At 29.1% G+C, this 25,974-nt stretch carries 23 protein-coding genes; 15 read left to right on the forward strand and 8 right to left on the reverse strand.

Annotation, left to right across the window (positions count from 1 at the left end; translation table 11 throughout):
- Nucleotides 1-21: 21 nt before the first annotated feature.
- The 6 genes from glgA (at nt 22) to HMPREF0202_RS04470 (ending at nt 8,367) form a co-directional block, all read left to right on the forward strand.
- Nucleotides 22-1,464, forward strand: coding sequence for a glycogen synthase GlgA (gene glgA, locus HMPREF0202_RS04445; protein ID WP_023052095.1), 1,443 nt, complete (start codon nt 22-24; stop codon nt 1,462-1,464).
- On the forward strand, nt 1,461-3,893 hold the full coding sequence (locus tag HMPREF0202_RS04450) for a glycogen/starch/alpha-glucan phosphorylase (RefSeq protein ID WP_023052096.1): 2,433 nt from the start codon (nt 1,461-1,463) through the stop codon (nt 3,891-3,893). The genes glgA and HMPREF0202_RS04450 overlap by 4 nt, the downstream gene beginning before the upstream one ends.
- Nucleotides 3,886-5,823, forward strand: a complete 1,938-nt coding sequence (locus HMPREF0202_RS04455) for a glycoside hydrolase family 13 protein (protein WP_023052097.1) — start codon at nt 3,886-3,888, stop codon at nt 5,821-5,823. Before HMPREF0202_RS04450 ends, HMPREF0202_RS04455 begins: the two co-directional genes overlap by 8 nt.
- Nucleotides 5,824-6,222: 399 nt before the next feature.
- A complete protein-coding gene (locus HMPREF0202_RS04460) occupies nt 6,223-6,888 on the forward strand; it encodes an amino acid ABC transporter permease (RefSeq protein WP_023052098.1) in 666 nt (221 codons plus the stop codon).
- The gene (locus HMPREF0202_RS04465; RefSeq protein ID WP_023052099.1) at nt 6,885-7,613 is read left to right on the forward strand and encodes an amino acid ABC transporter ATP-binding protein; all 729 of its coding nucleotides are present in this window, start codon (nt 6,885-6,887) and stop codon (nt 7,611-7,613) included. Before HMPREF0202_RS04460 ends, HMPREF0202_RS04465 begins: the two co-directional genes overlap by 4 nt.
- A 34-nt stretch (nt 7,614-7,647) precedes the next feature.
- Nucleotides 7,648-8,367, forward strand: a complete 720-nt coding sequence (locus HMPREF0202_RS04470; RefSeq protein ID WP_023052100.1) for a basic amino acid ABC transporter substrate-binding protein — start codon at nt 7,648-7,650, stop codon at nt 8,365-8,367.
- 33 nt (nt 8,368-8,400) lie between these two features.
- Here HMPREF0202_RS04470 and HMPREF0202_RS04475 read toward each other — a convergent pair whose 3' ends face one another.
- Together HMPREF0202_RS04475 and HMPREF0202_RS04480 are read right to left on the reverse strand one after the other, a co-directional pair.
- On the reverse strand, nt 8,401-11,247 hold the full coding sequence (locus HMPREF0202_RS04475; protein ID WP_023052101.1) for a non-ribosomal peptide synthetase: 2,847 nt from the start codon (nt 11,245-11,247) through the stop codon (nt 8,401-8,403).
- Complete coding sequence (locus HMPREF0202_RS04480) at nt 11,244-11,684, reverse strand: DUF2147 domain-containing protein (protein WP_023052102.1); 441 nt, start codon at nt 11,682-11,684, stop codon at nt 11,244-11,246. Before HMPREF0202_RS04480 ends, HMPREF0202_RS04475 begins: the two co-directional genes overlap by 4 nt.
- 164 nt (nt 11,685-11,848) lie before the next feature.
- Between HMPREF0202_RS04480 and HMPREF0202_RS04485 the strand changes: the two genes are divergently transcribed.
- Nucleotides 11,849-12,733 (forward strand): hypothetical protein, encoded by an 885-nt coding sequence (locus tag HMPREF0202_RS04485; protein WP_051364127.1) that lies wholly within the window; start codon nt 11,849-11,851, stop codon nt 12,731-12,733.
- A 26-nt stretch (nt 12,734-12,759) separates the two neighbouring features.
- On the opposite strand, the gene HMPREF0202_RS04490 is transcribed toward HMPREF0202_RS04485, so the two are convergent.
- Together HMPREF0202_RS04490 and HMPREF0202_RS04495 are read right to left on the reverse strand one after the other, a co-directional pair.
- Nucleotides 12,760-13,623, reverse strand: coding sequence for a mechanosensitive ion channel family protein (locus tag HMPREF0202_RS04490; protein WP_023052104.1), 864 nt, complete (start codon nt 13,621-13,623; stop codon nt 12,760-12,762).
- Between the two features lie 133 nt (nt 13,624-13,756).
- Nucleotides 13,757-14,395: a carbonic anhydrase gene (locus tag HMPREF0202_RS04495; protein WP_023052105.1), complete on the reverse strand. Its 639-nt coding sequence runs from the start codon at nt 14,393-14,395 to the stop codon at nt 13,757-13,759.
- Nucleotides 14,396-14,585: 190 nt separating this feature from the next.
- Between HMPREF0202_RS04495 and HMPREF0202_RS04500 the strand changes: the two genes are divergently transcribed.
- Together HMPREF0202_RS04500 and HMPREF0202_RS04505 are read left to right on the forward strand one after the other, a co-directional pair.
- On the forward strand, nt 14,586-15,224 hold the full coding sequence (locus tag HMPREF0202_RS04500) for a bifunctional 2-keto-4-hydroxyglutarate aldolase/2-keto-3-deoxy-6-phosphogluconate aldolase (RefSeq protein ID WP_040406364.1): 639 nt from the start codon (nt 14,586-14,588) through the stop codon (nt 15,222-15,224).
- Nucleotides 15,225-15,226: 2 nt separating this feature from the next.
- A complete protein-coding gene (locus tag HMPREF0202_RS04505) occupies nt 15,227-16,216 on the forward strand; it encodes a sugar kinase (protein WP_023052107.1) in 990 nt (329 codons plus the stop codon).
- 52 nt (nt 16,217-16,268) lie between these two features.
- Here the strand turns inward: HMPREF0202_RS04505 and hcp are convergent, their stop codons facing one another.
- On the reverse strand, nt 16,269-17,936 hold the full coding sequence (hcp, locus tag HMPREF0202_RS04510; protein ID WP_023052108.1) for a hydroxylamine reductase: 1,668 nt from the start codon (nt 17,934-17,936) through the stop codon (nt 16,269-16,271).
- Between the two features lie 166 nt (nt 17,937-18,102).
- On the opposite strand from hcp, the gene HMPREF0202_RS04515 reads away from it, so the two are divergent.
- The 3 genes from HMPREF0202_RS04515 to HMPREF0202_RS04525 all read left to right on the forward strand — a co-directional run bounded on the left by HMPREF0202_RS04515 (nt 18,103) and on the right by HMPREF0202_RS04525 (nt 19,916).
- Nucleotides 18,103-18,612, forward strand: a complete 510-nt coding sequence (locus tag HMPREF0202_RS04515; RefSeq protein WP_023052109.1) for a hypothetical protein — start codon at nt 18,103-18,105, stop codon at nt 18,610-18,612.
- A 3-nt stretch (nt 18,613-18,615) separates the two neighbouring features.
- Nucleotides 18,616-19,368 (forward strand): IclR family transcriptional regulator, encoded by a 753-nt coding sequence (locus HMPREF0202_RS04520; protein WP_023052110.1) that lies wholly within the window; start codon nt 18,616-18,618, stop codon nt 19,366-19,368.
- Nucleotides 19,369-19,472: 104 nt separating this feature from the next.
- Complete coding sequence (locus tag HMPREF0202_RS04525) at nt 19,473-19,916, forward strand: Dps family protein (RefSeq protein ID WP_023052111.1); 444 nt, start codon at nt 19,473-19,475, stop codon at nt 19,914-19,916.
- A 53-nt stretch (nt 19,917-19,969) separates the two neighbouring features.
- Here the strand turns inward: HMPREF0202_RS04525 and HMPREF0202_RS04530 are convergent, their stop codons facing one another.
- From HMPREF0202_RS04530 to HMPREF0202_RS04540, 3 genes are all read right to left on the reverse strand, one after another.
- Nucleotides 19,970-20,308 (reverse strand): PTS lactose/cellobiose transporter subunit IIA, encoded by a 339-nt coding sequence (locus HMPREF0202_RS04530; protein ID WP_023052112.1) that lies wholly within the window; start codon nt 20,306-20,308, stop codon nt 19,970-19,972.
- A gap of 26 nt (nt 20,309-20,334) precedes the next feature.
- Entirely contained in the window at nt 20,335-21,420 is a 1,086-nt protein-coding gene (locus HMPREF0202_RS04535) for a DUF871 domain-containing protein (RefSeq protein WP_023052113.1), read from the reverse strand.
- 163 nt (nt 21,421-21,583) lie between these two features.
- Nucleotides 21,584-22,729 (reverse strand): replication initiation protein, encoded by a 1,146-nt coding sequence (locus HMPREF0202_RS04540; protein WP_023052114.1) that lies wholly within the window; start codon nt 22,727-22,729, stop codon nt 21,584-21,586.
- 318 nt (nt 22,730-23,047) lie between these two features.
- On the opposite strand from HMPREF0202_RS04540, the gene HMPREF0202_RS04545 reads away from it, so the two are divergent.
- From HMPREF0202_RS04545 to celB, 3 genes are all read left to right on the forward strand, one after another.
- On the forward strand, nt 23,048-23,353 hold the full coding sequence (locus HMPREF0202_RS04545; protein ID WP_023052115.1) for a PTS sugar transporter subunit IIB: 306 nt from the start codon (nt 23,048-23,050) through the stop codon (nt 23,351-23,353).
- Nucleotides 23,354-23,405: 52 nt separating this feature from the next.
- Nucleotides 23,406-24,524, forward strand: a complete 1,119-nt coding sequence (locus HMPREF0202_RS04550; RefSeq protein WP_023052116.1) for a hypothetical protein — start codon at nt 23,406-23,408, stop codon at nt 24,522-24,524.
- Nucleotides 24,525-24,632: 108 nt separating this feature from the next.
- Nucleotides 24,633-25,967 carry a PTS cellobiose transporter subunit IIC gene (gene celB / locus HMPREF0202_RS04555; protein ID WP_040406366.1) on the forward strand — a complete coding sequence of 445 codons (1,335 nt, stop codon included), beginning with the start codon at nt 24,633-24,635 and terminating at the stop codon, nt 25,965-25,967.
- Nucleotides 25,968-25,974 lie beyond the last annotated feature (7 nt).

Genomic DNA, 25,974 nt, shown 5'->3' on the forward strand with positions numbered 1-25,974 from the left:
CTTTTACAAGGAGGAAAGAAGATGAAAAATATCAATCTGCTTTTTGCCACTTCAGAAGCTGATCCATTTTTAAAAGTTGGAGGTCTTGGGGATGTATCTCACGCTCTTCCAAAGGCATTAAAAAAAGTTGGTGTTAATGCTAAAGTTATACTTCCAAAAAACGGAAATATTCCTAAAAAATTTGTAGAAAAAATGAATTTTTTAGGTTCTTTTACTGTACCTGTTGGATGGAGAAATCAATATGCTGGATTATTTCATTTAGAGTATGATGGTGTGGATTTCTATTTCATAGATAATGAATACTATTTTAAAAGACATATACCTTACGGTCATTATGATGATGGAGAGATTTTTTCTTTCTTTTGTAGAGGAGTTTTAGAAGCTGTTAAGCATATACCTGATTTTTCTCCTGATATCATTCACTGTAATGATTGGCACACAGGTATGATTCCTGTACTTTTAAAAGCTTTTTACAAAGAGGATCCACTTTTAAAAAATACAAAAACTGTTTTCACAATACATAATCTAAAATATCAAGGTGTATTTTCTAAAGATATTTTGGGAGAACTTCTATGTCTTGATTCATCATATTATTCAGAAGATAAACTTAAATTTTATGATGGTGTATCTTTTATGAAAGGTGGTCTTATATACTCTGATTTAGTTACAACTGTTAGTGAAACTTATGCTAAAGAGATTACATATCCTTTCTATGGGGAAAAATTAAATGGATTAATTATTGAACTTGGAGATAAAGTTCATGGAATTGTAAATGGAATCGATTACACTTTATACGATCCTAGAAAAGATGATAAACTTTACGCTAATTTTGGATTAACTAACTTAAAGAAAAAAGCTATAAATAAAGTGGAATTACAAAAAAGACTGGGACTTCCTGTAGACGAAAATATTTTAATGGTAGGATTAGTTTCTCGTTTAGTTAGTCAAAAGGGCCTTGATCTTATAAAATGGGTTATGGATGATATCTTGAATATTAACCTTCAATTTGTTGTTTTAGGAACTGGAGATGTGCAGTACCAAGATCTGTTTAACTATTATTCATATATTAATCCTGGGAAACTCTCAGCTAACATAACATTTAGTGATGAGTTAGCTAGAAAAATATATGGAGCATGTGATCTGTTTTTAATGCCATCTCTATTCGAACCATGTGGTATAGGTCAACTTATTGCTATGAGATACGGTACTATTCCTTTAGTTAGAGAGACTGGAGGTTTAAAAGATACTGTTTCTAACTTTAATCCCGATACCTTGGGAGGAACTGGTTTTGTTTTCCAAAATTATAATGCTCATGATATGCTTTTCAAACTTGAATATGCTGCTAAAGTTTTCTATGAAGATAAAAAAGCTTGGACCGCTCTTATGAGATCTTGTATGAAATATAACTCTGATTGGAAAGAGTCAGCTAAAAAATATAAATCGTTATACGGAGGTCTTTTATGAATCTAACTAAAAATCAATTTAAAGAAGATTATGTTAAAAGACTTACTCTAACTTTTGCACAAACTACTACAGAAGCTTCCCTAGAGCATAAATATTTAGCTCTTGGAAAACTTATAAGAGATTATATATCTGAATCTTGGGCAGAAACTAACAACTACTACACTAAGAAAAAATGTAAACAGATATATTATTTCTCTATGGAATTTCTACTTGGGAGATTATTAAACTCATATCTTTTAAATCTTAATATTCGAGATGTTGTTAAAGATGGGCTTAGAGATTTAGGAATTGATTTAGATACTCTTTTAGAATTAGAACCTGATCCTGCTCTTGGAAATGGTGGTCTTGGAAGACTTGCAGCATGTTTTATGGATTCACTTGCATCCCTTGGTTTTCCTGGTCATGGATGTGGTATAAGATTTAAACATGGCCTTTTTAATCAAAAAATTATAAATGGATATCAAAAAGAACTTTTAAATAACTGGTTAAAAGAGGATTTTCTATGGGAGATTAAAAAACCTGAAAAAACTGTAACTGTTAGATTTGGTGGAGTTGTAAATTTAGTTAATACTCCAAATGGAATTGAGCCCGTATACTCTGGTTGTGAAGAGATTGACGCTGTTCCTTATGATATCCCTATCTTAGGTTCTAATATGGAAACTGTTAATACCCTTAGACTTTTTAGTGCTGAACTCCCTGAAGAGGAGATTGATTTAAATGGTCTTCAAAAAGGTGATTATCAAAAATTTATTGATAAAAAGTTTGCTGTTGAAGCTATTTCACAGATTTTATATCCTGATGATTCTAGTTTTCAAGGAAAGCTTTTACGTCTAAAACAGGAGTATTTTTTTGTTAGTGCTGGACTTCAAACTATTTTAAAAAGATATAAAAAACTCAAAGAATCTATCCATAAATTCTCTGATTTTGTAGGAATTCACATTAACGATACTCACCCTGCTATAGCTGTTGGTGAACTTATGAGGTTACTTTTAGATGAAGAGGGACTAGACTGGGATAGCGCTTGGGATATAACAGTTAAAACTTTAGCTTATACTAATCATACTATATTAGCTGAAGCTATGGAAAAATGGCCTTATGATATGTTTAAAAAAACTGTTCCTCGAATTCTTATGATTATCGAAGAGATTGATAGAAGATTCTGTGAAGAGGTTAGTAAAAAATATGAAGAGGATTATAGTAAAATTGATTCAATGAGAATAATCTATAATGGTGAGGTTAGAATGGCTAATCTAGCTATAATAGGTTCTCATTCAATTAATGGAGTTGCTAAAATTCACACTGAAATTCTAAAAAATAGAGAGCTCCATGACTTCTATCTTCTTTATCCTGAAAGATTTAACAATAAAACTAATGGTATTACCCATAGAAGATGGTTAAAAAATGCAAACCCTGAACTTTACAAATTAGTTATAGAGAAAAGTGGTCCTGAGTGTTTAAATGACACAAATAAATTTATTAACTTTTTAAAATATATAAATGATGACAATGTTTTACAGACACTAGATAAAATCAAATTTAAAAACAAAGAGAAGGTTGTTGCCTTTGTTAAAAATAAATATAATATAGATATAAATCCATTTTCAATTTTTGATGTACAAGTTAAAAGGCTTCATGGATACAAAAGACAGCTGCTTAATGTATTTAATATAATTTATCTATACAATCAGCTAAAACAAAATCCAGAGCTTGATATAGTTCCACGAACATTCTTTTTTGGTGCTAAAGCTGCACCATCTTACTATTTAGCCAAAAATATTATAAAGCTTATAAACTCTGTAGCTAATGTTATAAATAATGATCCTGATATTAGAAATAAAATTAAGGTCGTATTTCTTGAAAATTACGGTGTTTCTATAGCTGAGCTTATAATTCCAGCAGGAGATGTAAGTGAGCAGATTTCAACAGCTTCTAAAGAGGCCTCTGGAACTGGAAATATGAAGTTTATGATGAACGGAGCTGTTACCCTTGCTACTCTTGATGGAGCTAACGTTGAGATTTATGACGAAGTTGGAGATAATAATATCGTTATCTTTGGACTTACTTCTCAAGAAGTTATGGATTTAGAAAAGAATAGAACATATAACTTTAGAGATATTTTAAATTCTAACCCTGATTTACAAAAGATTCTTACTCAACTTAGTGATGGAACTTTTTCTGAAAATAAGGAGGAGTTTAAAGATATCCTAAATCATATATATGGAGAAGGAGACCCTTATTTTGTCTTAAAGGATTTCTCTGCTTATGTTGAAGCTCAAAATAAAATTAATACTCTATACGAAAATAGAAGAGGCTGGTTACAAATGTGTTTAGTTAATATTGCACACTCTGGAAAATTCTCTTCTGATAATAGTATTCGAAAATATGCTGAAGATATTTGGCATATTAAGGAGGTGAAAAGAGGTGAATAGTCTTTCTTACTCGTTGCCTAAAGATTCTATTTTATTTGATTCTCAAAATGAACAATTTAAAACACCTTTTGGAGCTACTCCTTGTGGAGAAAATATAAAATTTAATATATTAACTCAAAAAAATATTAACTGTTTAGGTATTAACTTAATAATTAAAAATGGAAAAATATTGGAGTTTAAAATGCTTCCTGAAGCTGAAAAAAAAATTGGAGACCATGACTATATTGTCTGGTCTCTTAATTTTACAACTCCATCTTTAGCTAAAACTATTTTTTATCACTTTAAAATATCCATTGGAAATGAAAATACTATTTTTTACTATGGAAATAACTCTCTAGCTCTTGGTGGGAGAGGAGATATCTATGAAAATTTTCCAATTGACTATCAAATTACCCTATACTATAAAAATAATCCTACTCCTAACTGGTTTAAAGAGAGTATTGCCTATCAAATCTTTCCAGATAGATTTAAAAATGGAAATAAAGATGGTAAGGTTAATGAACCTAAAGCTAATAGTTTTTTATATGGAAGATGGTCTGATATTCCAATGTATATAAAAAATAATAAAAATGAAATAGCTCGTTGGGATTTTTTTGGAGGTAACTTAAAAGGGATTACTGAAAAAATCAACTATCTTAAAGGTTTAAATGTTGGAACCCTATATTTAAATCCTATTTTTGAAGCGACTAGTAACCATCGTTATGATACTAATAACTATCATAATATTGATCCTGTTTTAGGAACATATAAAGATTTTAAAGATATGGTTAAAGAGTGTAAAAAAAGAGGAATATACACAATTTTAGATGGTGTTTTTAATCATACCGGAAAAGACAGTATATATTTTAAAGAAGCATCTACATCTACATCCTCACCATTTTATCCATGGTATAGATTCCAAAACTATCCCTATGACTACGATTGTTGGTGGGGAATTAAAGATTTACCTTGTGTAAATGAACTAGAACCTAGCTTTTTTAAATATATTGTTGAAGGGGAAAATAGTGTTATTAATCATTGGATGAAAACTGGCATTAAAGGTTGGAGACTTGATGTAGCTGATGAACTTCCAAGCTTCTTTATTGAGAGCTTAAAATATAAATGTAAAAATATTGACTCTGAATCAGTTATTATTGGGGAAGTTTGGGAAGATGCTAGTAATAAGATAAGTTATGGTCAAAGAAGAGAGTATTTTAATGGTAAGCAACTAGATTCAGCTATGAACTATCCTCTTAGAACATATCTTTTAAACTTCTACAATGGTTCTATCGATAGTGAAACTCTTTGTAAATATATGAACTCTTTAAAAGAAAACTATCCTAAAGAAAATTATTTTGCATCCTTTAATCTTTTAGGAAGTCATGATGTAAAGAGAATAAAAACCTCTGTTAAAGATATCGTAAAAGATTATAATCTTGAACCTCAATATTTAGAGCCTGCTACAACTAGAATTCTAAAATCTTTGAGTTTAATTCAATTTACTCTTCCTGGAGTTCCTGTTATCTATTATGGAGATGAAGTAGGAGTAGAGGGAGGCAAAGATCCAGATAACCGAAGAACATATCCTTGGGGAAAAGAGGACCAAGATCTTTTAAGTTGGTATAAAAAAATTTCTTTTTTAAGATCTAGTTCTAAAGTGTTAAAAAAAGGTGAAATTAAATTTTTTTCACCACATCCTGACGTGTTTGCTTACATTAGATTCTTCCCCAACGAGAGAGACTTTATAGGAGTTCTTACAAATAGAAATCCAAATAAATCAAAAATTTTTAAAATTAATTTGAAGGAATTTCTAGGGCAATTTAGTAATAATATAGCGACTGACATATATCGTTGGAATGACCCCCTAATCATTCCAATAGATTCATCTACTAATTTCCCAATAAAAATCCCCCCACTAAAGACCCTTTTATTTAGTAGTAAAAGTGTCTAAGAAAAGCTGAGCACTCCCCCCTGCTCAGCTTTTTTCCTAAGGGTACTTGTGAGTGTTTTCTCATAAGCACTTTTAGGAAAAATATTTTTATAAAAAAGTATTTGACAATTTTATTTTCATAGTTTATAATCAATCAAACTTTAGTAGTTTAAGAATTTTTTAAAGGAGGTCAGGTCATGTTATTTAGAAATGATAGGAATAGGGTACAAAATAATAAAAACTCTATATTCTATTATATTCTTAGTAATTTTTGATGCTGGCCATCCATTTTTATTTTTATAACTATGGATTACTTTCGCAAAATTATTTACCCTTTTAATTTTGGAAGGTCTAAGAGTATAAGTCTATACTCTTAGACCTTCTTTTTTTATACCAAATACTAATATAAAGGAGATTTTTATGGGAGATTACTTAAGTACACTAAAAACAATTTTTATTGATGGTTACAGATATCAATACGTTCTTCAAGGTTTAGCTTTTTCAGTTGGTGTTACAGCTTTTTCAGCTATCTTTGGTGTTATTTTTGGTATTTTTATCGCACTTTTAAGACTTTCACCTAGATTCAAATGGATAGCTATTTGCTATATTGATCTTATTAGAGGGACTCCAGCAGTTGTTCAACTTCTAGTTCTAGCTAATATTATTTTTGCTGGATTCCGTGACATGCCTATATTTTTAGTTGCTGGTATTGCCTTTGGAATAAACTCTAGTGCTTATGTTGCTGAGATTATCAGAGCTGGTATTGAAGGGTTAGATAAAGGACAAATGGAAGCTTCTAGAGCTCTTGGAATGAGTTATCCAATGGCTATGAAAGAGGTTATAATTCCACAAGCTATTAGAAAAATACTTCCAGCATTAGTTAGTGAATTTATTACTCTTTTAAAAGAGACATCTATAGTTGGATTTATCGGTGGAGTAGACCTTTTAAGATCTGCAAACATAATTACATCTCAAACTTATAGAGGAGTTGAGCCACTACTTTTAGTTGGTTTAATATACCTAGTTTTAGTTGGAATCTTTACAAAAATCATGAGAGGCGTTGAAAAGGGGTTGAGTAATAAATGATAAAAGTTGATAATTTATTTAAAAATTATGGGGAACTTGAAGTTTTAAAAGGAGTTTCTACTCATATAATGAAAGGAGAAGTTGTTGCAGTAATTGGACCTTCTGGAAGTGGAAAATCCACATTTTTAAGATGTATAAATCGTTTAGAAGAACCTACTCTTGGGCATATCTATATCAGTGGAGAAGATATTATGAGTTCTAAAACAGATATAAATCATATGAGAGCTAAAGTTGGAATGGTTTTTCAACACTTCAACCTTTTTCCCCATAAAACAGTTCTTGAAAATCTTACTTTAGCTCCTATGAAAGTTAAAAGTATGAAAAAGGAGGATGTTGAAGAAAAAGCTCTTATTTTATTAAAAAAAGTTGGTTTAAAAGATAAAGCTTTAGCATATCCAGATCAACTATCTGGAGGTCAAAAACAAAGAATAGCTATTGCTAGAGCTCTTTGTATGGATCCTGAAGTTATACTCTTTGATGAACCTACATCTGCTCTAGACCCTGAAATGATACGTGAAGTTTTAGATGTTATGAGAGATCTTGCTAAAGAGGGAATGACTATGGTTGTAGTTACACATGAAATGGGATTTGCTAGAAAAGTTGCAGATAGAGTTTTATTTATGGATCAAGGATCTATTTTAGAAGATACAACACCTGACGAACTTTTTGACGGGTCTAACCACTCTAGAGCAAAAGATTTCATTGAAAAGGTTTTAAATCATTAATATAAAATATTTTAAAAACATTGAGGAGGATATTATGAAAAAGATTTTTAAAAATTTGGTTTTATTTTTAATGTTAATTATGAGTACTTTAACTTTTGCAAAAGGAAAACTTTATGTTGGTACTAATGCTGAATTTCCACCCTTCGAATACCTTGATAAAGGGGAGGTAGTTGGATTTGATATAGATTTAGTTAAAGCTATTGGGGAAAAATTAGGTATGGAAATAGTTATTAAAGATATGGCTTTTGATGGGCTAATTCCAGCTCTTGAAACTAATAAAATAGATATTGTTATAGCTGGAATGACAGCTAGTGATGAGAGAAAAATGGCTGTTAATTTTTCAAATCCATATTACACAGCTAACCAAGTTATAATTTTAAATGATAATAATAGTGATATTAAAACATTCGATGATTTAAAAGGAAAACTTGTTGGAGTTATGCTAGGATTTACTGGGGATGTTGTAGTTAGTGAGATGAAGGATGTTAAGTCAAAAAAATATAATGCTTCTTACGCTGCTATCATGGAACTGCAAAACAATAAAATCGATGCTGTTGTTTTAGATTCTGAAACTGCTTTAAACTATGTGAAAAATAACAAAGGTTTAAAATTAGCAGAAACATCTGGAGAACCTGAAGAATATGCTATTGCTATCTCTAAAAAAAATAGTGAGCTTTTAAATAAAATCAACACAGCTTTAGATGAATTGAAAAAAGATGGAACTTATGAAGCTCTTTTGAAAAAATATATGTAAATATATATAAAAATCCCCCTAGCTAGGGGGATTTTATTTTTTATACTTACTTATTGTTTCTAAGTTTGGATTTAATAGAATTTTTTCTACTCCCTCTTTATTTATAAAAGGTTCTATCTCATTTATAAATCTAACTATACTCAAAGAGTCTGCACCTAATTCATAAAAATTCCAATTCACTTTATTTTTATCTATTTTTATCTCTAATATCTCTTCCCAAATTTTGATAATCTTTTTTTCAAAACTTGATAATGACACCTCATCTATATTATCTTTAAAATCTTTTTGTCCTAACTCTTTAAGTTTTTTTAAATCTAATTTTCCATTAGAATTTAGTGGAAACTCATCAATTTCAAAGAAAGCATATGGTATCATATATTCTGGTAACTTTTCTTTAAGATTTTTTAAAAGTTCTTTTTGATCTATTTTTCCAATATAATATGCTAACAAAGCATTTTTAGATGAGTTAGGAACAACTCTACACCCTACTACTGATGGATATTCCTCTATCTTTTTTTCAATCTCTTCTAACTCTATACGATAACCTCTAATTTTAACTTGGAAATCTTTTCTTTCTAAAAACTCCAAATCATTATCTTTATTTATTCTACATAGATCTCCTGATTTATAAAATCTTTTATTTTCTAAGTATATAAATTTATCTGTAGTCTCTTTTAAGTTATTATAATATCCTTTTGCTAAACAGTCTCCACCTATAAATAGTTCTCCCATATTTTCATTAGTATCAATCTCTAAATAAAGATCAATATTATCTAAAGGTTTTCCTATTGGCAATCCCTCTCCTATATAAGTTTTATTTTTATCAAAAATATGGTATATACACCCCACTGTAGCTTCTGTTGGTCCATATTCATTAACTATTTTACAACTATCACCTAAAATATCTTGAGCTTTTTTAGCTGTACTTACCTTTAACTGTTCTCCACCTACAATTACTAACTTAAACCTATCCTTTTTTATATTATATTTTGAAATAATTTCCAAGTGAGTTGGTGTCATTTTTACACTATTCATTTTACTATTTTCAAAAATATTTTTTAAAGTTATTGGTGTAATTTTCTCATTAAAAAACTCTATTTTCCCACCTGCTAGTAATGTTGTAAAAATCGCTGTTATAGATAAATCAAAGGATATTGATGTGAAAAAACCAAATATACTTTTCTCTGTTATCCCATATTTTTCAATGCAGTTAGATATATAGTTACAAAGTGTACCATATGTTATTTCTACACCTTTAGGCTTTCCTGTGCTTCCTGAAGTGTAAATAGTATAAATAACATCTTCATTTTTATATTCTGTAAACTCTTTAAAATTTAGATTATTTAGAGTATCTTCTTCTAAAATAAACTCTAAAGATTCTAACAATATCTTACTTGCTGAGCTCTCCTTTATATAATCTACTCTTTCTTTTGGGTACTCTGGATCTATTGGTATAAATACAGCTCCTACTTTTATACATGCTAATATAGAGATTAAATAACTTGAGTCTCTTTTTGTTGATATAGAAACTCTGTCTCCCTTGTTAACTCCTATTTTTTTCAAATAATTAGCTACTTTTGAAGCACCAATAAATATATCTCTATAACTTATTTCTTTATTATTCTCTAAAGTTAAAATATCTTCTTGATCAGATTTTTTAAAAATATCTTTAAATACATCAACTTTTTTTACCTCTTTATTACCTTTAATCTCAACTTTCACTCTATTTAAAAGAGTATCTTTTAACTTTTCTAAATACTCCTCTAATTTCTCCTCTTCATAGTTATCTTCATAATACCCAACTGTTATTATAGTTTTATTCTCTAACTCAGTTATTACAAAAGATAATGGAACTAGTGGTGTTATTACTGGTAGTGCATAAACTTTTTCTGGTATAAAATATTTTGTTTTATAATTTTGTAAATCAATTCTACCTAAATTTGATATTACCGCTGTTGTTGCAGTTTTTTCTTGCCTATTATAATTAAAAATTGTATATTTTAATCCCAATCTTAAAATATCCATTGGAATATTCTCAAATATAAAATACTCCTTTGGTGAATATTCTATATCTTCATTTTTTAATATTGTATTTATTAAATCTTTATTTATCTCTTGCCAATTTTCACTTGTAGTTTCTAAATACATGGGTAGTGATAGATTTCCAGTATTTAATTTTTCTTCTGGAAACTTTTCTCTTATATCTCTTGTTATTATAAATCTACTTTTAGAATCTTCACTTAAACTCTGAATACCACCTATTAATTTAGCTGTTATACTATTTATTTTTTCATCAAGCTCAATTTTTTTAGAGATTGGATCTGTAATTTTATAAGATACTCTATCTTTTAGTGGTGAATATTTTCCAACTGTTACTATGTCGCTATTTTTCTTAATTCCACTATCTTTTAGTAAATCTATGTCTCTCACTTTAGAAGAAAACTTTTCAACCTCTAAATTATTAAGCTCTTTAAAAATTGCTTCAATCCAAATTCCTTGTCCTTTTCCATCCATCACTCCATGGTGAGTTCGAAATATAATTGTTATTTTATCAAATTCATTAAGATAGTATATTTCACAGGCTACATCTTTAGTTAAATCGATCTTTCTTTTCATTAACTCTTTAAAATCTTTTCCCACATCTTTTCTTTGAATCTTGATAACTTTTGGACAGAGTTTTGAATCTACCCAAAATCCATTTTTTAATTTAAATCTACTTTCAGGATATATCTCACTAACTTTATTAACTGCTTTTTGAAAAACATCTATTTTTATATCCCCTCTTCCCTCTACAATCCTATTTATTACAAAAGAGTTATAGTTTTTTTCAAATGCTAGATACATTCTCTCATTAGGAGATAACTTTCTTTTATTCATCATAATTTTTCATCACCATATTTTTTTATGTACTCTTTATCTATTTTTTTCCAAACTCTCTTAGCTCCCAATATTCCATGAGGATCAAGTGAACCTTTTAATATAAATTTATTACCTTCAAGTTTTACAGAGGCATAATATTCTCTTGAACTTTTTGGATCTATTATTCGCCCCTTTTTGTATGTTACATCATCAACTTTTTGAAAATCTTTTACTAACTCAAAATCTATTATCTCATCTTTATTTGTATAACTTATTATATTAAAATTTTTATCAACTGTCGCTATATACTTTATTTTTCCTATATATGTATTTTTTTCCTTTTCTATTAAAACAATGGCTTCCTTTCCATTTTTTCCCTCTTGAGTCATCCAATATCCTAAAATTGAATTAGCAAATAACATATTTCCTACAATCATAAAAAGTATTATAATTCTCATTTTCACAAACTCCTTTTATTTTTAATAACTTAATATTATAACTTATAGTTACATATAGTAATATTAGAAATACTTTACGCTTTTCTTTTCTATTATTTTTCTAATAGCTTTATCTATCTTTTTATGATATAATTTTCCGTTAAAATATATTTTAGGAGGTTCTTTTGAAAAAAACTTTAGTATTGCTAATCACTTTTATTTTTAATAGTATTTTACTTATCTCTTCTGATAATTCTTTACATAATAAATCTATGTTTCCTTTACTTGGAGACGAAGCTCGTAAAATGGGGTATGAACTTCCAAATCCTTATGGAATAAATGTTATATATGTAGATATGAAACAAGATGTTGATATTAAAGAGATTAACTTAACAGGAACCATTGGAAAATTAGATATTGGAAAAAGTTTAAATCTTAATGCAGATAAAGCTAAAACAGTTAATACAAATAAACTGGTTAAAGCTGACATTTGGGTTTTCCCTTTTTTAAATGTTTATGGAATTTTAGGAAAAACAAAAGGACATTCTACAGCTAATGTCAATGGAACTTTCTTTTTACCATCTATCTTTCCAACTGGAAAACCTATTCCTATACCTATTAAAGATGTTGATTTTACTTTAAGATATGAAGGAACTACTTATGGAGTTGGAACTGTTTTAGCTGGAGGGTATAAAAATTTCTTCTCTCTTGTTGATTTCAACTATACTAACACTACTTTAAATATTATTGAGGGAGATATCTCGGCTTTTGTTGTTTCTCCAAAAGTTGGTTATAACTTTGACTTTTATAACACTAAAAACTCTATTTGGATTGGAACTATGTATCAAAATATTACCCAAACTTTAAAAGGAGATATCAATACACTTGGAATTCTTCCACCTGGAATCAATGTTAAAAATGGAAAATTTGAAGTAAAAGAGAGTACTTCATCTCCTTGGAACAATGTTATTGGTTTTAGAAGTGAAATAAATAAATCAGTTGAATTTACAACTGAAGTTGGTTTTGGAAAGAGAAAGAGTGTAACTCTCTCTTTAGGATATAGATTTTAAAAAAAAGCTGAATCTCTTCAGCTTTTTTATTTATCAACATTATTTAAATGAACATCCATTTGTGGGAATGGTATGCTTATATTCTCTCTATCTAAAGCACCTTTAATTCCATTTAATGTTTCCTTATAAACTGTCCAGTAGTGCTCATTTGTTGTCCAACCTTTTAAAGCTATATTTATAGAACTGTCTGCATAGGCATCTACATGGCTATATACAGGAGGATCTGTTAAAACTAAAGGATTACTTCTTAAAAGTTTTTCTAAAGCCTCTCTAGCTACATCTAAATCTGCATCGTAAGATACTCCTATTATAAATTTTAATCTTCTAATTGGTGTTTTTGTATAGTTTATTACTTTATTTGAGACAATAGAACCATTTGGAACTATTACTAAATCATTATTATGAGTTCTAACTGTAGTAGAAAAAATATCAATATCGTATACATATCCCATCTCTCCAGCTATATTTACTTCATCTCCAACTTTATATGTTTTAAATATCAAAACAATTATTCCACCTGCAAAGTTTGATAGGTTATCCTTTAATGCTAAACCAACACCTATTCCCAATGTTCCAAAGAATGCAAGTAAACTACTCTCTTTTACTCCCATAATCAAAAGGCAAATTGTTATTAATGTAGCGTGTAATCCCACATATAAAATTGATCTAATAAAACTTCTAAGAGATGGATCTATTACATTCTCTTTTTTAGCTTTATTATAAATTGGCGCTATTTTTTTTACTAACTTTAAAACAAAATAGTATATCCCTATACAGATAAATAGTTTTATTATGAAAAATAAAAACTCCACTGTAAAATTGACAAAAATATTTTTATCAACTAAGTGATTTAAAACTTCTTCCACAAAACTTTGTGACTTAACTTCCACTTTTTTCCTCCTAAATATTATATCTTTTAAATTTTTTAAACTAAATAAATTCTACAGATGAAACAAATTTTATTTATTACTACATAATAAAATCCTCTATCTTTTAAATTTTTAAAAGACAAAGGATTAGTTATTAAACTTGATACTCTTTAGGTATTATTCCTTTTGATTTCCAATCTTCTATTGGAATCTCTATTTCAACTATCTTTCCACTTCTAATATCTAAAACCCATCCATGAACTCTTGGATATTTTCCATTTTCAATTCTATTTCTTATAACTGATAATTCAAATATATGTTTAAGTTGCTCTAATACGTTTAACTCTGTTAATCTATCTAACCTTTCCTGTTCAGTTGCTAGATTTTCTAACTCCTCTTTATGCTCTACCTCTATCTTTTTTATTGGCATTAACCAACTTGATATTATTGAAGAGTGTCTGCACTTATCATGAGCTGTTTTAATTCCTCCGCACTCGTAGTGACCAGAAACTATTATATGCTCCACTTCTAACTGTTCAACTGCATACTCCAAAGTTGCTAAAAAATTCATATCATTAGAAAATACTTGATTAGCTATATTTCTATGAATAAAAAAACTTCCAGGTTCACTTTGAGTAAATGTGTCAATAGGCATTCTACTATCTGAGCATCCTATATATAGAAATGGTGGATTTTGTCCCTTCGAAAGATTTTTAAAATAATCTTTGTCTAAATCCAATCTTTTTTCAACCCATTCTAAATTTGCTTCTAATAATTCATTATAATTTTGCATTTCTCCTCCTTAAAACCTATATAGAGTATTACCTACATTTTACTATATTTCACAAAATATTTCTACCTTTTTAGTGGCTTATTTCCTTTAGTTTCATATATGGAATTTTTTTATGAAATTGACATTGTTTATAAACCACTATTTTTATAAAATTAAGTCAACTAATAAAAGAAATATAGGGGGTTTACAAATGTTAAAAAAACATGAAATTATAGATAGAATTATAAACACTGGTGTTGTTGCAGTTGTTAGAGCTGAGAATTTAGAGGAAGCTAAGCGTGTTTCTAATGCTTGTATCGCTGGTGGAGTTAATGCAATTGAAGTAACTTATACTGTACCTGGAGCAACTGAGGTTATTAGAGAACTTTCTAAGGAGTTCCCTGGAGACGATTTTATAATTGGTGCAGGAACTGTTTTAGATACAGAAACTGCTAGACTTGCTATTTTAGCTGGAGCAAAATATATCGTTTCTCCTGGATTTGATGCTGAAACTGCTAAACTTTGTAACAGATATGCTATTCCATACATGCCAGGATGTATGACTATTACTGAAATGATTAAAGCTATGGAATTAGGTTGTGACATCATTAAACTTTTCCCAGGAAGCGCTTTTGGACCTGACTTTATTAAAGCTGTTAAAGCACCTTTACCTCAAGCTAATATTATGCCTACAGGTGGAGTTTCTATCGAAAACGTTGATCAATGGATTAAAAACGGAGTTGTAGCTGTTGGTGTTGGTGGAAAGTTAGCTACTGGACCTAGCGAAGAGATTACTGCTACTGCAAAAGCTTTCATAGCTAAAGTTAAAAAGGTTAGAGAGGAGATCTAATTATGAGTAAAATCGTAACTCTTGGAGAGATTATGTTACGTCTTTCCACTGAAAATAATAATAGATTTATTCAAAGTAATACATTTAGAGCTGACTATGGTGGTGGAGAAGCTAACGTAGCTGTTTCTCTTGCAAACTTTGGAATAGAATCTGAATATGTTACTAAACTACCTAACAATCCACTTTCTGATTCTATCTTTAGATACTTAAAAGCTAACGGAGTTGAAACAAAAAATATAGTTCTTGGTGGAGAAAGACTTGGAACTTACTACCTAGAAGTTGGAACAAGTGTTAGAGCATCATCAGTTATTTATGATAGAAAATACTCATCATTTTCTACTTTAAACTATAACGAATTACAAATAGAATCTATTCTAAAAGATTGTAAAATACTACACCTTTCTGGAATTACACCTGCTCTTTCTGAAAATTGTAAAGAGCTTACTATTAAAATTATGGAAAAAGCCAAAGAGATGGGAGTTTTAATTAGTTTTGATTTTAACTACAGAGGAAAACTTTGGACTTTAGATGAAGCTTCTCCTGTTTTAACAAGTTATCTTCCATATATAGATATCTGTTTTGCTGGTATTCTAGATGCTAAAAACATTATGAAGTTAGGAGATCATTCTGATTTAAATGAATATTATAAAGAGATTACAAAAAAATATCCAAATATAAAATATCTACTTTCTACAAAACGTGAAACTCACTCAGTTAATGAAAACTCTTTAACTGGTTTCATCTTTAAAGAGGGGGAACTTATAGCTTCACCTAGATATACTTTCCAAATTGTTGATAGAGTTGGTGGAGGAGATGCTTTCGCTGCTGGAGCTCTTTTTGGAATCTATAATAACCATTCACCTAAAGATATTGTAGATTTTGCAACTGCAGCATCTGTTTATAAGCACACTGTAAGAGGTGATGCAAACTTAGTTTCAAAAGATGAAATTTATAACATCATCAATAATGGTATTTCAACTGTTTCAAGATAATATATAAAAAAATGGTAAGAAACTCATCTCTTACCATTTTTATTTTCATTTTTTAGAAATTCTTTAAATCCTCTTCTACTGTTGAAATAGTTCCAATATTAAAGTTATCTATTAAAACTTTTAAAACATTTCCTGATAAAAATGCTGGAATTGTTGGTCCTAAATGGATATTTTTAACTCCTAAGTGTAATAATGCTAGTAAAACTATTACAGCTTTTTGCTCATACCAAGCTATATTATAAGCAATTGGTAACTCATTTATATCATTTAATTGGAATACCTCTTTCAATTTTAAAGCTATTAATGCTAATGAGTATGAATCATTACATTGTCCTGCATCTAAAACTCTTGGAATTCCACCAATATCCCCTAAATTTAATTTATTATATTTATACTTTGCACAACCTGCTGTTAAAATAACTGTATCTTTTGGTAAATTAGCTGCAAACTCTGTATAATAATCTCTTGATTTCATTCTTCCGTCGCATCCTGCCATTACATAGAATCTTCTAATAGCTCCAGATTTTACTGCATCTACAACTTTATCAGCTAGTGCAAATACTTGATTATGTGCAAAACCACCTATAATTTTTCCTGTTTCAATCTCTGTTGGTGCTTTACATGTTTTAGCTAATGCTATAACTTCTGAGAAATCTTTTTTTCCATCTTTTTCTTCAACTCTTTTCCATCCTGGGAATCCAGTTGCATTTGTTGTAAATACTTTTCCTTCATATGAAGCCCCAGCTTTTGGAGGTACTATACAGTTTGTTGTAAATACAACAGGACCATTAAATGTTTCAAACTCCTCTTTTTGTTTCCACCATGCATTTCCATAGTTTCCAGCTAAATGTTTATATTTTTTTAACTCTGGATAATAGTGAGCTGGTAACATCTCTGAGTGAGTATATACATCTACTCCTGTTCCTTCTGTTTGCTCTAAAAGTTGAACTATATCATTCAAGTCATGACCTGATATTAAAATTCCAGGATTATTTCTAACTCCAATATTTACCTCTGTTATCTCTGGATTTCCAAATTTTCCTGTATTAGCAGAATCTAGCAACGCCATTACATCTACTCCAAATTTTCCTGTTTCTAAAGTTAATCCTACTAAACCTCCTAACTCGATTGAATCATCTAAAGTTGAAACTAAAGCTTTTTCTATAAACATAACTATTTCTGATTTCTCATATCCTAAATTTACAGAGTGCTCATAATATGCTGCCATACCTTTTAAACCATAAGTTATAACCTCTCTTAAAGATCTTACATCTTCATTTTCAGTTGAAAGTACCCCAATAGTTAAAGCTTTTTTATTCATATCCTCTATTGTTTTTACTGTAAATGTTGTTGCATCATGATTTTTTAATCTTTTTATATCTAATCCAAAATTATCCAATTGAGTTTTTACTTTATCTCTAATTTCTAATCCTTTTAAAATCTCTTTAGATATCATCTCATCATCAAAATTTGCATTTGTTATCGTTATAAATAAAGAGTTTGTTATATAATAGTCAATCTCTGAATTCAACTCTTTATTTTCTAATCTACTTTCTAAAGATAAATTCTCTCTCAAAATAGATATACCTTTTGCTGTATAAATAAGTAAATCTTGAAGATTTGATGTAGTTGGTTTCTTTCCACAAACTCCCACTACTGAGCAGCCTTTATTTCCTGCTGTTTCTTGACATTGAAAACAAAACATCGGTATTTTTTCCATTAATATCTCTCCCTCTTTTTTAATTCATAAGTGGATTATATCAGTATAGTTATTTTTTTTCTGTAACATATGTTACAAACTCAACTTTTTTTCTAGTAGATTTTTTATATTTAAGGTATAATCAGTTTATACTAATGAAAATATTCTTTTTATAGGAGGAGATTTTATGAAAAAATATCTATTTGTTTTTGGTTTTTTACTTTTTTTAATGGGATGTAGCAACACAGAAGAATATGTTGTCTCTGATTTTTTTGTAGCAGGAGATTTTACTTATAAAGGTGGATTTGAAAATGCTGGTTCGAAAACTACTAGTAAAACAGTTCGAAAAAATGGCTTAAGATTTATTATTGAGGAAACTACTGATACAGCTACAAGAGTTGAAAGAGTATACCTAGTTAATAGAGATTCAATCTCTCTAATCTATGTTGGTGAGGATACTCATGTAAATATAGATGATCTAAATTTAACTAAAGGTGAAGTTGTTTTAAAGGCACCATTTACAGTTGGAAAAACTTGGAAATCTGGTGAAAATATATATGAAATAGTTGAATTTATAGATGCTGAATCTGGACCTGAAGTTACTGTAGAAAAAAGATATCCTAGTGGAACAACAGAAAGAACTACTTATCAAAAAGGATTTGGAAAAGTACAAAAAACTACAACAATGGTGAATTAGAATATGAAAAAATTAGTTCCAGCTATGGAAAAAATTGATAAAATTTTCAACTATCTTTATTTAAAAGAGAAAGCTTCTCAAGCTGAAATCTCTAAAGATTTAAATATACCTAAAGCTACTACAAATAGATTAATCTATACTTTAGTCACAATGGGATATATCTATCAAAATGGAAAAGATTATACTTTAGGAAATAAGTTTGATTACTTTTCAAATAAAAATAAAAATTATAACTTAATAAAAAATATTTCATATCCATATTTAGAAGAACTATCTTTAAAATTTAAGGAAACATTTAAAGTTAGTGTTTTTGATAAAAACAAAATTAGAGTCATTGCTTCTGTTGAAAGTAATGATTATTATAAAATTACAGTTCCAGAAAATGCAATCTTTCCTCTACATGCAGGTGCAGCAAGTAAAATTTTAATCTGTCAACTAACAGAAAAAAAATTGAACTCTTTACTTCCTGAAACTTTGCCAAAATATACTGAAAATACAATAACTAGTAGAGATATTCTAAAAAAAGAACTTTTTAAAGTTAATATAAAAAAAATTGCATTTGACAACATGGAGCATTCAAATACAATTAGTGCCGTAGCTATTCCTATTTATGATAAAAATAATAAAATTATAGCTGCTTTAAGTTGTCCTTTTTTTAGCAACAATACTAATGAATCTCATATAAATGAAATCATAATCGCTATGAAAGATATCTCTGAAAAGATAAGTACAACTCTTATTAATATGTCTTTTTAATTTTTTTTTATTTTCTTAAAAGGAAATTTATAAAATCCTCGAATAATGAAAGTGAAGTCAGAAAATAAAAACTAAAGGTTTTTTAAACAAGAGGAGGATTTTTTATGGAAAATAAAGATCTAGTATTTCAAATGAACAAATTTGTAGGAGACTTACATGTATTTAAAACTAAAGTACATAACTTCCACTGGAATTTAACTGGAGAGCACTTCTTCGTTATACATCCTATGCTTGATGGTATAATGGGTGAAATTGATGCACAAATCGATTCTGTTGCTGAGAGAATTTTAATGATCGGACACAGACCTTTTGGATCTTTAGAAATCTATTTAAAACATACTGTTTTAGCTGAAGCTGAAACTAAAGCATATCCAGCTAAAGAAGCTGTTAAATTAATGTTAGAAGATTTCAAACTTCTTTTAGCTGAAGCTAACATTATTATGGGAATCGCTGAAAAAGAGGATGATCAAGAAACTCTTACTCTAGTTACTGATATAGCTGCTTTATATCAAAAACATATCTGGATGTTTGGTGCTTGGTTAGCATAAGTATAAAATTAAAACCCCTTGAAATTTCAAGGGGTTTTTTGTTTCACTTTTTATTACTTACTTTCTAAAGCAAATAATCTTTTGTTTAATTTAATCATTTTCTTAATTAACTCTCTCTCTGATAAAGCTGTCATTAAGTGATCTTGAGCGTGAACGAAAACTATTGATAAAGGTATTTTTTGTCCTCCCGCTTCTTTTTGAATCATATCTGTTTGTACGTGGTGAGCTTTTAAAACTGCTGCGTCACACTCTTTCATACACTCTTCAGCTTCTTCAAATTTCCCCTCTTCAGCAAATGCTAGTGCTTGATGTGCACATCCTTTAGCTTCTCCTGCATATGCTACTATTGAAAATATTATCTCTTCTAATTCCTCTTCTGTAAAATCTACCATTTTATATCCTCCTAAACCGATTTTTATTACTTTTTTATTTTAATCTTGAATTTTTGCCAAGGTTTAATACTATCTAATAATCCCATGTAGTTTGGATCTATTTTCCCAACTACACTTGTTTTTCCTGAATTTTTCATATCTTTTCTTGCAATATGTAACTCTCCAGCATATTGACCATAAAGTGATGATTCGATTAATACATCTCCTTTTTTAATATCAACTGGGTTAAATAACTCAAAATGAGTTCCTTTATATTTTACTCTTGACTGTGTCGATCTAACAACATACTCTCCTACATCCCCTCTTTGGTAATGTAGTTCTTTTTCAATTATATCTTTTTCAACTGACCCTACACCATCATAAACTTCACACTCAAGCTCTAGCATCTCTTTATTTACATCTGCTAGTCTCTTAAGTTCCTCTTCTGTTGGAAAACAGTTTGATATAATTACAACATCTATTCCTTCATTAAATAACTCTCTACCTTGAACTTCAATTGGTAAATCTCTATGCTCTTCTAATGTACAAAGTCCATCATTTACTGGCCATGGTCCAAAAGTTCCTGTTTGTGATGTTACAAATGCTGCTGTTGTTAAAGCAAAACCTTTAAATCTCTTATTACAACTTCTAAAATGCTCTCTTGAAAGCCCTGTATATCTATGTGGATAGAAATTATGACATCCAACTAATTTCTCTTTATTTGGCATAAAATCCATTATTGTATTTACATAGTTTGTATCTTGACTCATATTTATCTCAACTAATAATCCATACTCATTAAATGTCATGATACTCTCTTCGTTTCCAGAAAAACCTAGGTCTAATCTTACTCCTGTAGCTCCAATCTCTTTAAAAAATGAAAGATCTTCATAACTTATATTTAATTTACTGAATATAGATGGAGCCACGTCTACCATAACTTCCATTCCAAAGTTATTTGCATGCTCAATTGTATCTTTAAACTCTTTTAATATAACTTCTTTATCCCCATCAACTGATAATAAGCAAGTAAAAACTCTCTTATATCCATATTTTGCTGCTAGCTCAATATAGTTTTTATTTTCTTCCAATGTAGCATGAAATGGATATATAGATATTCCTAATTGTTTCATTCTCTACTCCCTCCTGAAAACCTTTATTTTACTTAGTTTTTACTAGATTTTTCAGCATAAGTCAAGAGTTAAAACTTCAAGAAAAATATATTCTTTTTTTTCGTCTAATATCTACAATAATTTCAATTACTTTTTACTTTTTTTCACATATTAACGGGTAAATTTATTTTTTTTCTCCTGTAGCATCTTCTGATGTTTTATATATCTCTATAGTACTCTCTCTACCTTTATCTAAATAAAGAATATTGATTTTATGTCTTTCATCTTTATATTCTAGAGTCTCTCCAACTTTCATATTTCTTAAAGCTTTTAAAAAATTGTAATTATAATAAAACTTACATTTTAAAAGTTCTTTATAAAGTCTTGACTCAAAGATAAATCTATTTGAAAATATATCTACTGTTTTACTAACTAAAATATATTTCTCTTGATGATCTATATTCTGATTTTCTTTTAAAGCCAAACATATAGCATCATCTAAAGAACCAGAGATACCTTTATCTAAATGATAAAGATTATTTCTTACAAACTCTACTCCCTCTTTTAATAATGCTTCCTCTATTACTTTACTTACTTTTGATATAGAATCTACTCTATCTCTAAGAGGAAGTAGTAATCTATCAATCTCTTCAGCTAATATTGGAGATAATTTATGATTAAATATAAATTCTATCTCCATTATTTTACTTGTAAAACCATCGCTATTTTTTATTTTTTTATAATCTATATTATATTTTGTTAATTGATTTATATCTTCTAAGGCTGGTTTTAAAATTGTTTTTTCAAAATCATAAAATCTTTCATAGTTTTCTTGTCCTACACCTAAAAGTTCCTTTAGTTGATCTCTACTTATCAAAAATCCACCTTGATTTCTATTTTTTATCATAGCTAAATATAGTTGAAAACTTTTTTTATCTTTAAATAAAAGTATTAGAAGTAAATCTATATCATCAAATATTCCACTCTCTTTTAATGATTTTAAAGATTTTGATATATAAAGCCTATACTCCTCTCTATTTCTCATATAAAAATCAAATATGGGAAATGACGAGAAAAATATCTCTTCATCTTTTTCAACTAATTTCAAATGAATTCTTCTTTTAGAAAATTTATCTAAAAAATCTTCTATTAATCCTCTTTCTTTTACAATTGATTTCAACTCTTTTTCTGTAAAAACTATATATTTTTCATTTTTTCCTTTATATCTTTCTCTGATTACCTCTAAAAAATCTCTTTCTTTTTTGTTTAACTTTTTATCTGTATCTATAAAAATATCATTTTTAGAAAAATCAAAAGCCATTTTTCTCATACTTCCACCACCTTTTTTGTATAATTATTAATTTTTTTTAAATTTTTTTGTTTTTTTTTAACAGTTTTCCATGAAAATTAGACGATTTTTTTTGTTTTTTTTTTCGTTCCTATTAAAGAATACAATATTTCTCTCTTATTTTCAAGTTTTTTTTTATTATATATATTGTTATTTGACGAAAAAAGTCTGATTTTTGTGAAATTTGACTTTTTTTAAAACATATTTTATAATTCTAGTGTCAGGTGAATGGTTCACTCAACATAAATTAAAAATTTTAAATTAAAAATTCAAATATGTAAATCAAAAGGAGAAACAATTATGAAAAAAATATTATTACTTTGTTCTGCAGGAATGTCAACAAGTATGGTTGTTAAAAAAATGGAAGCTGCTGCTGCTGCTGAAAATATAGAAGTTAAAATTGATGCTGTAGGTTTAGAGCAATTCCACGAATTATTACCTAAATATGATGTATTCCTTTTAGGTCCACAAGTTAGATTTAAGAAAGCTGAATTAGCTGCTATCGCTGCTGAAGCTGGAAAGCCTTTAGATGTAATTGATACTATGGCATATGGAACTTTAAACGGTAAGAAAATTTTAGACTTTGCTTTAAGCTTAGCTAAGTAATTAAAATAAAAATAATAATAACACTTTTATTTAAAAAACGGGAGGGTAACAAATGAAAAAATCACTTTATTTATTAGCTGCTTTATCATTATTAGGTACAAACGTTTTTGCTAAAGAGGTTGTAGCAAGTCCTACAACTACTACTGAAACAGTTGCACCTGTTGCTGGGGAAATTAGAGAAGAGAATGTAAACGAAGAAACTCAAGTTATGACTATGGTTGAAGTTCCAGAAGATAAATGGACTTTTAATGGTAGAATGTACTTAGAGACAGAGGATTTTGATGGGGGATCATCTTTAAGATGGCAAGGACCTGGAGAAAATATTGGTGACGATGAAGATGGAACTTTCATTGGAACTGGAGTATCTGCTTCAAAAGGAAAATTAACTTTAGATTTAAATGTTGAGAAAAGATTTGGTGGAGATTTAGGATTCAATAGACCTGATGCTGAGTGGGAAGCACTAAGAGTAGACTGGAAAGTTAGATATCAATTATTTGCTAACCAAGCATTCCATTTAAAATATAGAAATGAAGAAAGAACTAGAGATTATTCTAAAAATGCTTACCAATCTAACTGGACTAGAGATAGATATGAATTAGGAACTGACTTTAATCATTTTAACGGAATGTTAGCTGGATGGTTAGTTGTAGGATATGATAAAGATAAATCAACAGGTTTAAATGAATTAAAAGATGCTCCAGGTACACATACAATTTCTTCTGAAAGAGATAATGGATGGTACTGGGAAGGAGATTTTGGACCTTCATTTAAATTAACTGAAAAGTTATCATTAAATCCTACTATCTATACTACTGGAGAGATGTATGATTCTTATGAAATGGTTGAAACTCAATTAAGAGTTATGATGCCATATCAAGCTACTGAAAAATTAACTATCATGCCTAGAATCAGATTCACTTTAGAGAGAACTCAAGATGCTAAAGTTAATGGAGATTACATAAGAGATTATGAGAACAAAGCTGGATCAAGAGTTAGATATGAATTAATGGCTAACTATGTAATCAATGAGCAATTCTCAACTTTCTTAGGAGTTGCATATGATGATAATACTAGAGATTACAAAAACGCTGATAAAATCGGTGGTAACGAAGGTAAAAAAGATCTTGATATGTGGTGGACATACGTTGGTTTAAACTACAAGTTTAACTAATATCAACTATATAAAAGTATTATAAAAATTATGGGGAGGGGAAGTTTTTTCCTCCACCCCTTTCTATAAAATTTGATATAATAAAACTAAAAAACGGAGGAAAAATTTATGAGTAACTTTATGAATCTTATTGAAGAAAAACTTATGCCTGTTGCTGCCAAAGTTGGACAAAACAGATATTTAAATGCAATCAAAGACGGTTTCGTTTACACAATGCCGTTCTTAATTATTGGTTCATTTATCCTTTTAATGGTAAACCTACCATTTACTGATCCTAATAACGTACTTTACATGGAATGGTACGCTAATTTAATGGGATCTTTTAAAGGAGATTTAGTACAACCTTTCTATGTAAGTATGGGAATTATGTCTCTATTCGTTTCTTATGGAATTGGAATGTCTTTATCTAATAGCTACGGTCTTAATGGTACAACTGGTGGATTCTTATCAATGTATGCATTTTTACTAGTTTCAGCGAAACTAGATTGGTTACCTGTTGGTCAAGCTGAGGGAGCTGGAGCTCTATTCCTTATCCCTGATGGTGGATGGATGCCAATTATGGATGCTAGATACCTTGACGCTAAAGGATTATTTACAGCTATCCTAGGAGCAATAATAGCTATTGAAATATTCAGACTATTAGTACAAAAGAAGTTTGTTATAAAACTACCTGATTCTGTACCACCTGCAATTGCTAAATCTTTTGAGTTATTAATCCCAATCGTATTTGTTACAATCATCTTCCACGCAATGAATATATTTGCAATGAAGAGCTTAAACATTATGGTTCCTGAGATTATTTTAAAAGCTTTTGCACCATTATTAAATATGTCTGATTCATTAATCTCTGTAATCTTTATTATCATAATCACTCACCTTTTATGGTTTGCTGGATTACACGGAACAAATATCGTTATAGCTATTATTAACTCTATAACACTATCTAACCTTGCTGCTAACCAAGCTGCTCTTCAAGCTGGTGAAGCTTTACCTAAGATATTTGCAGGAGGATTCCTTGATGCTTATGTTTATATCGGAGGAGCTGGAGCTACTTTAGGACTTGCACTTGCTATGTCTGTAAGTAAGAATGCACATATTAAATCAATTGGAAAACTTTCAGTTATTCCAGCAGTATTCAATATCAATGAACCAATAATGTTTGGAGCACCTATTGTAATGAACCCATTACTATTCATTCCATTCGTTGGAATCCCAGTATTAAATGCTTGTATAGCATGGTTTGCTACAAAGTTTGATTTAGTAGGAAAAATTATAACTCTTGTTCCTTGGACAACTCCAGGGCCAATCGGAGCATTACTTGCTACTAACTTCAGTATTACTGCGTTTATCCTAAGTTGTGGATTGGTTGCTGTTTCATTCTTCTTATACATTCCTTTCTTAAGAGTATATGAGAAGTCTTTAAATGAAACTGAAGCTGCTTAATAAATAA

This window comes from Cetobacterium somerae ATCC BAA-474 (genome assembly GCF_000479045.1).
Lineage (GTDB): Bacteria > Fusobacteriota > Fusobacteriia > Fusobacteriales > Fusobacteriaceae > Cetobacterium_A > Cetobacterium_A somerae.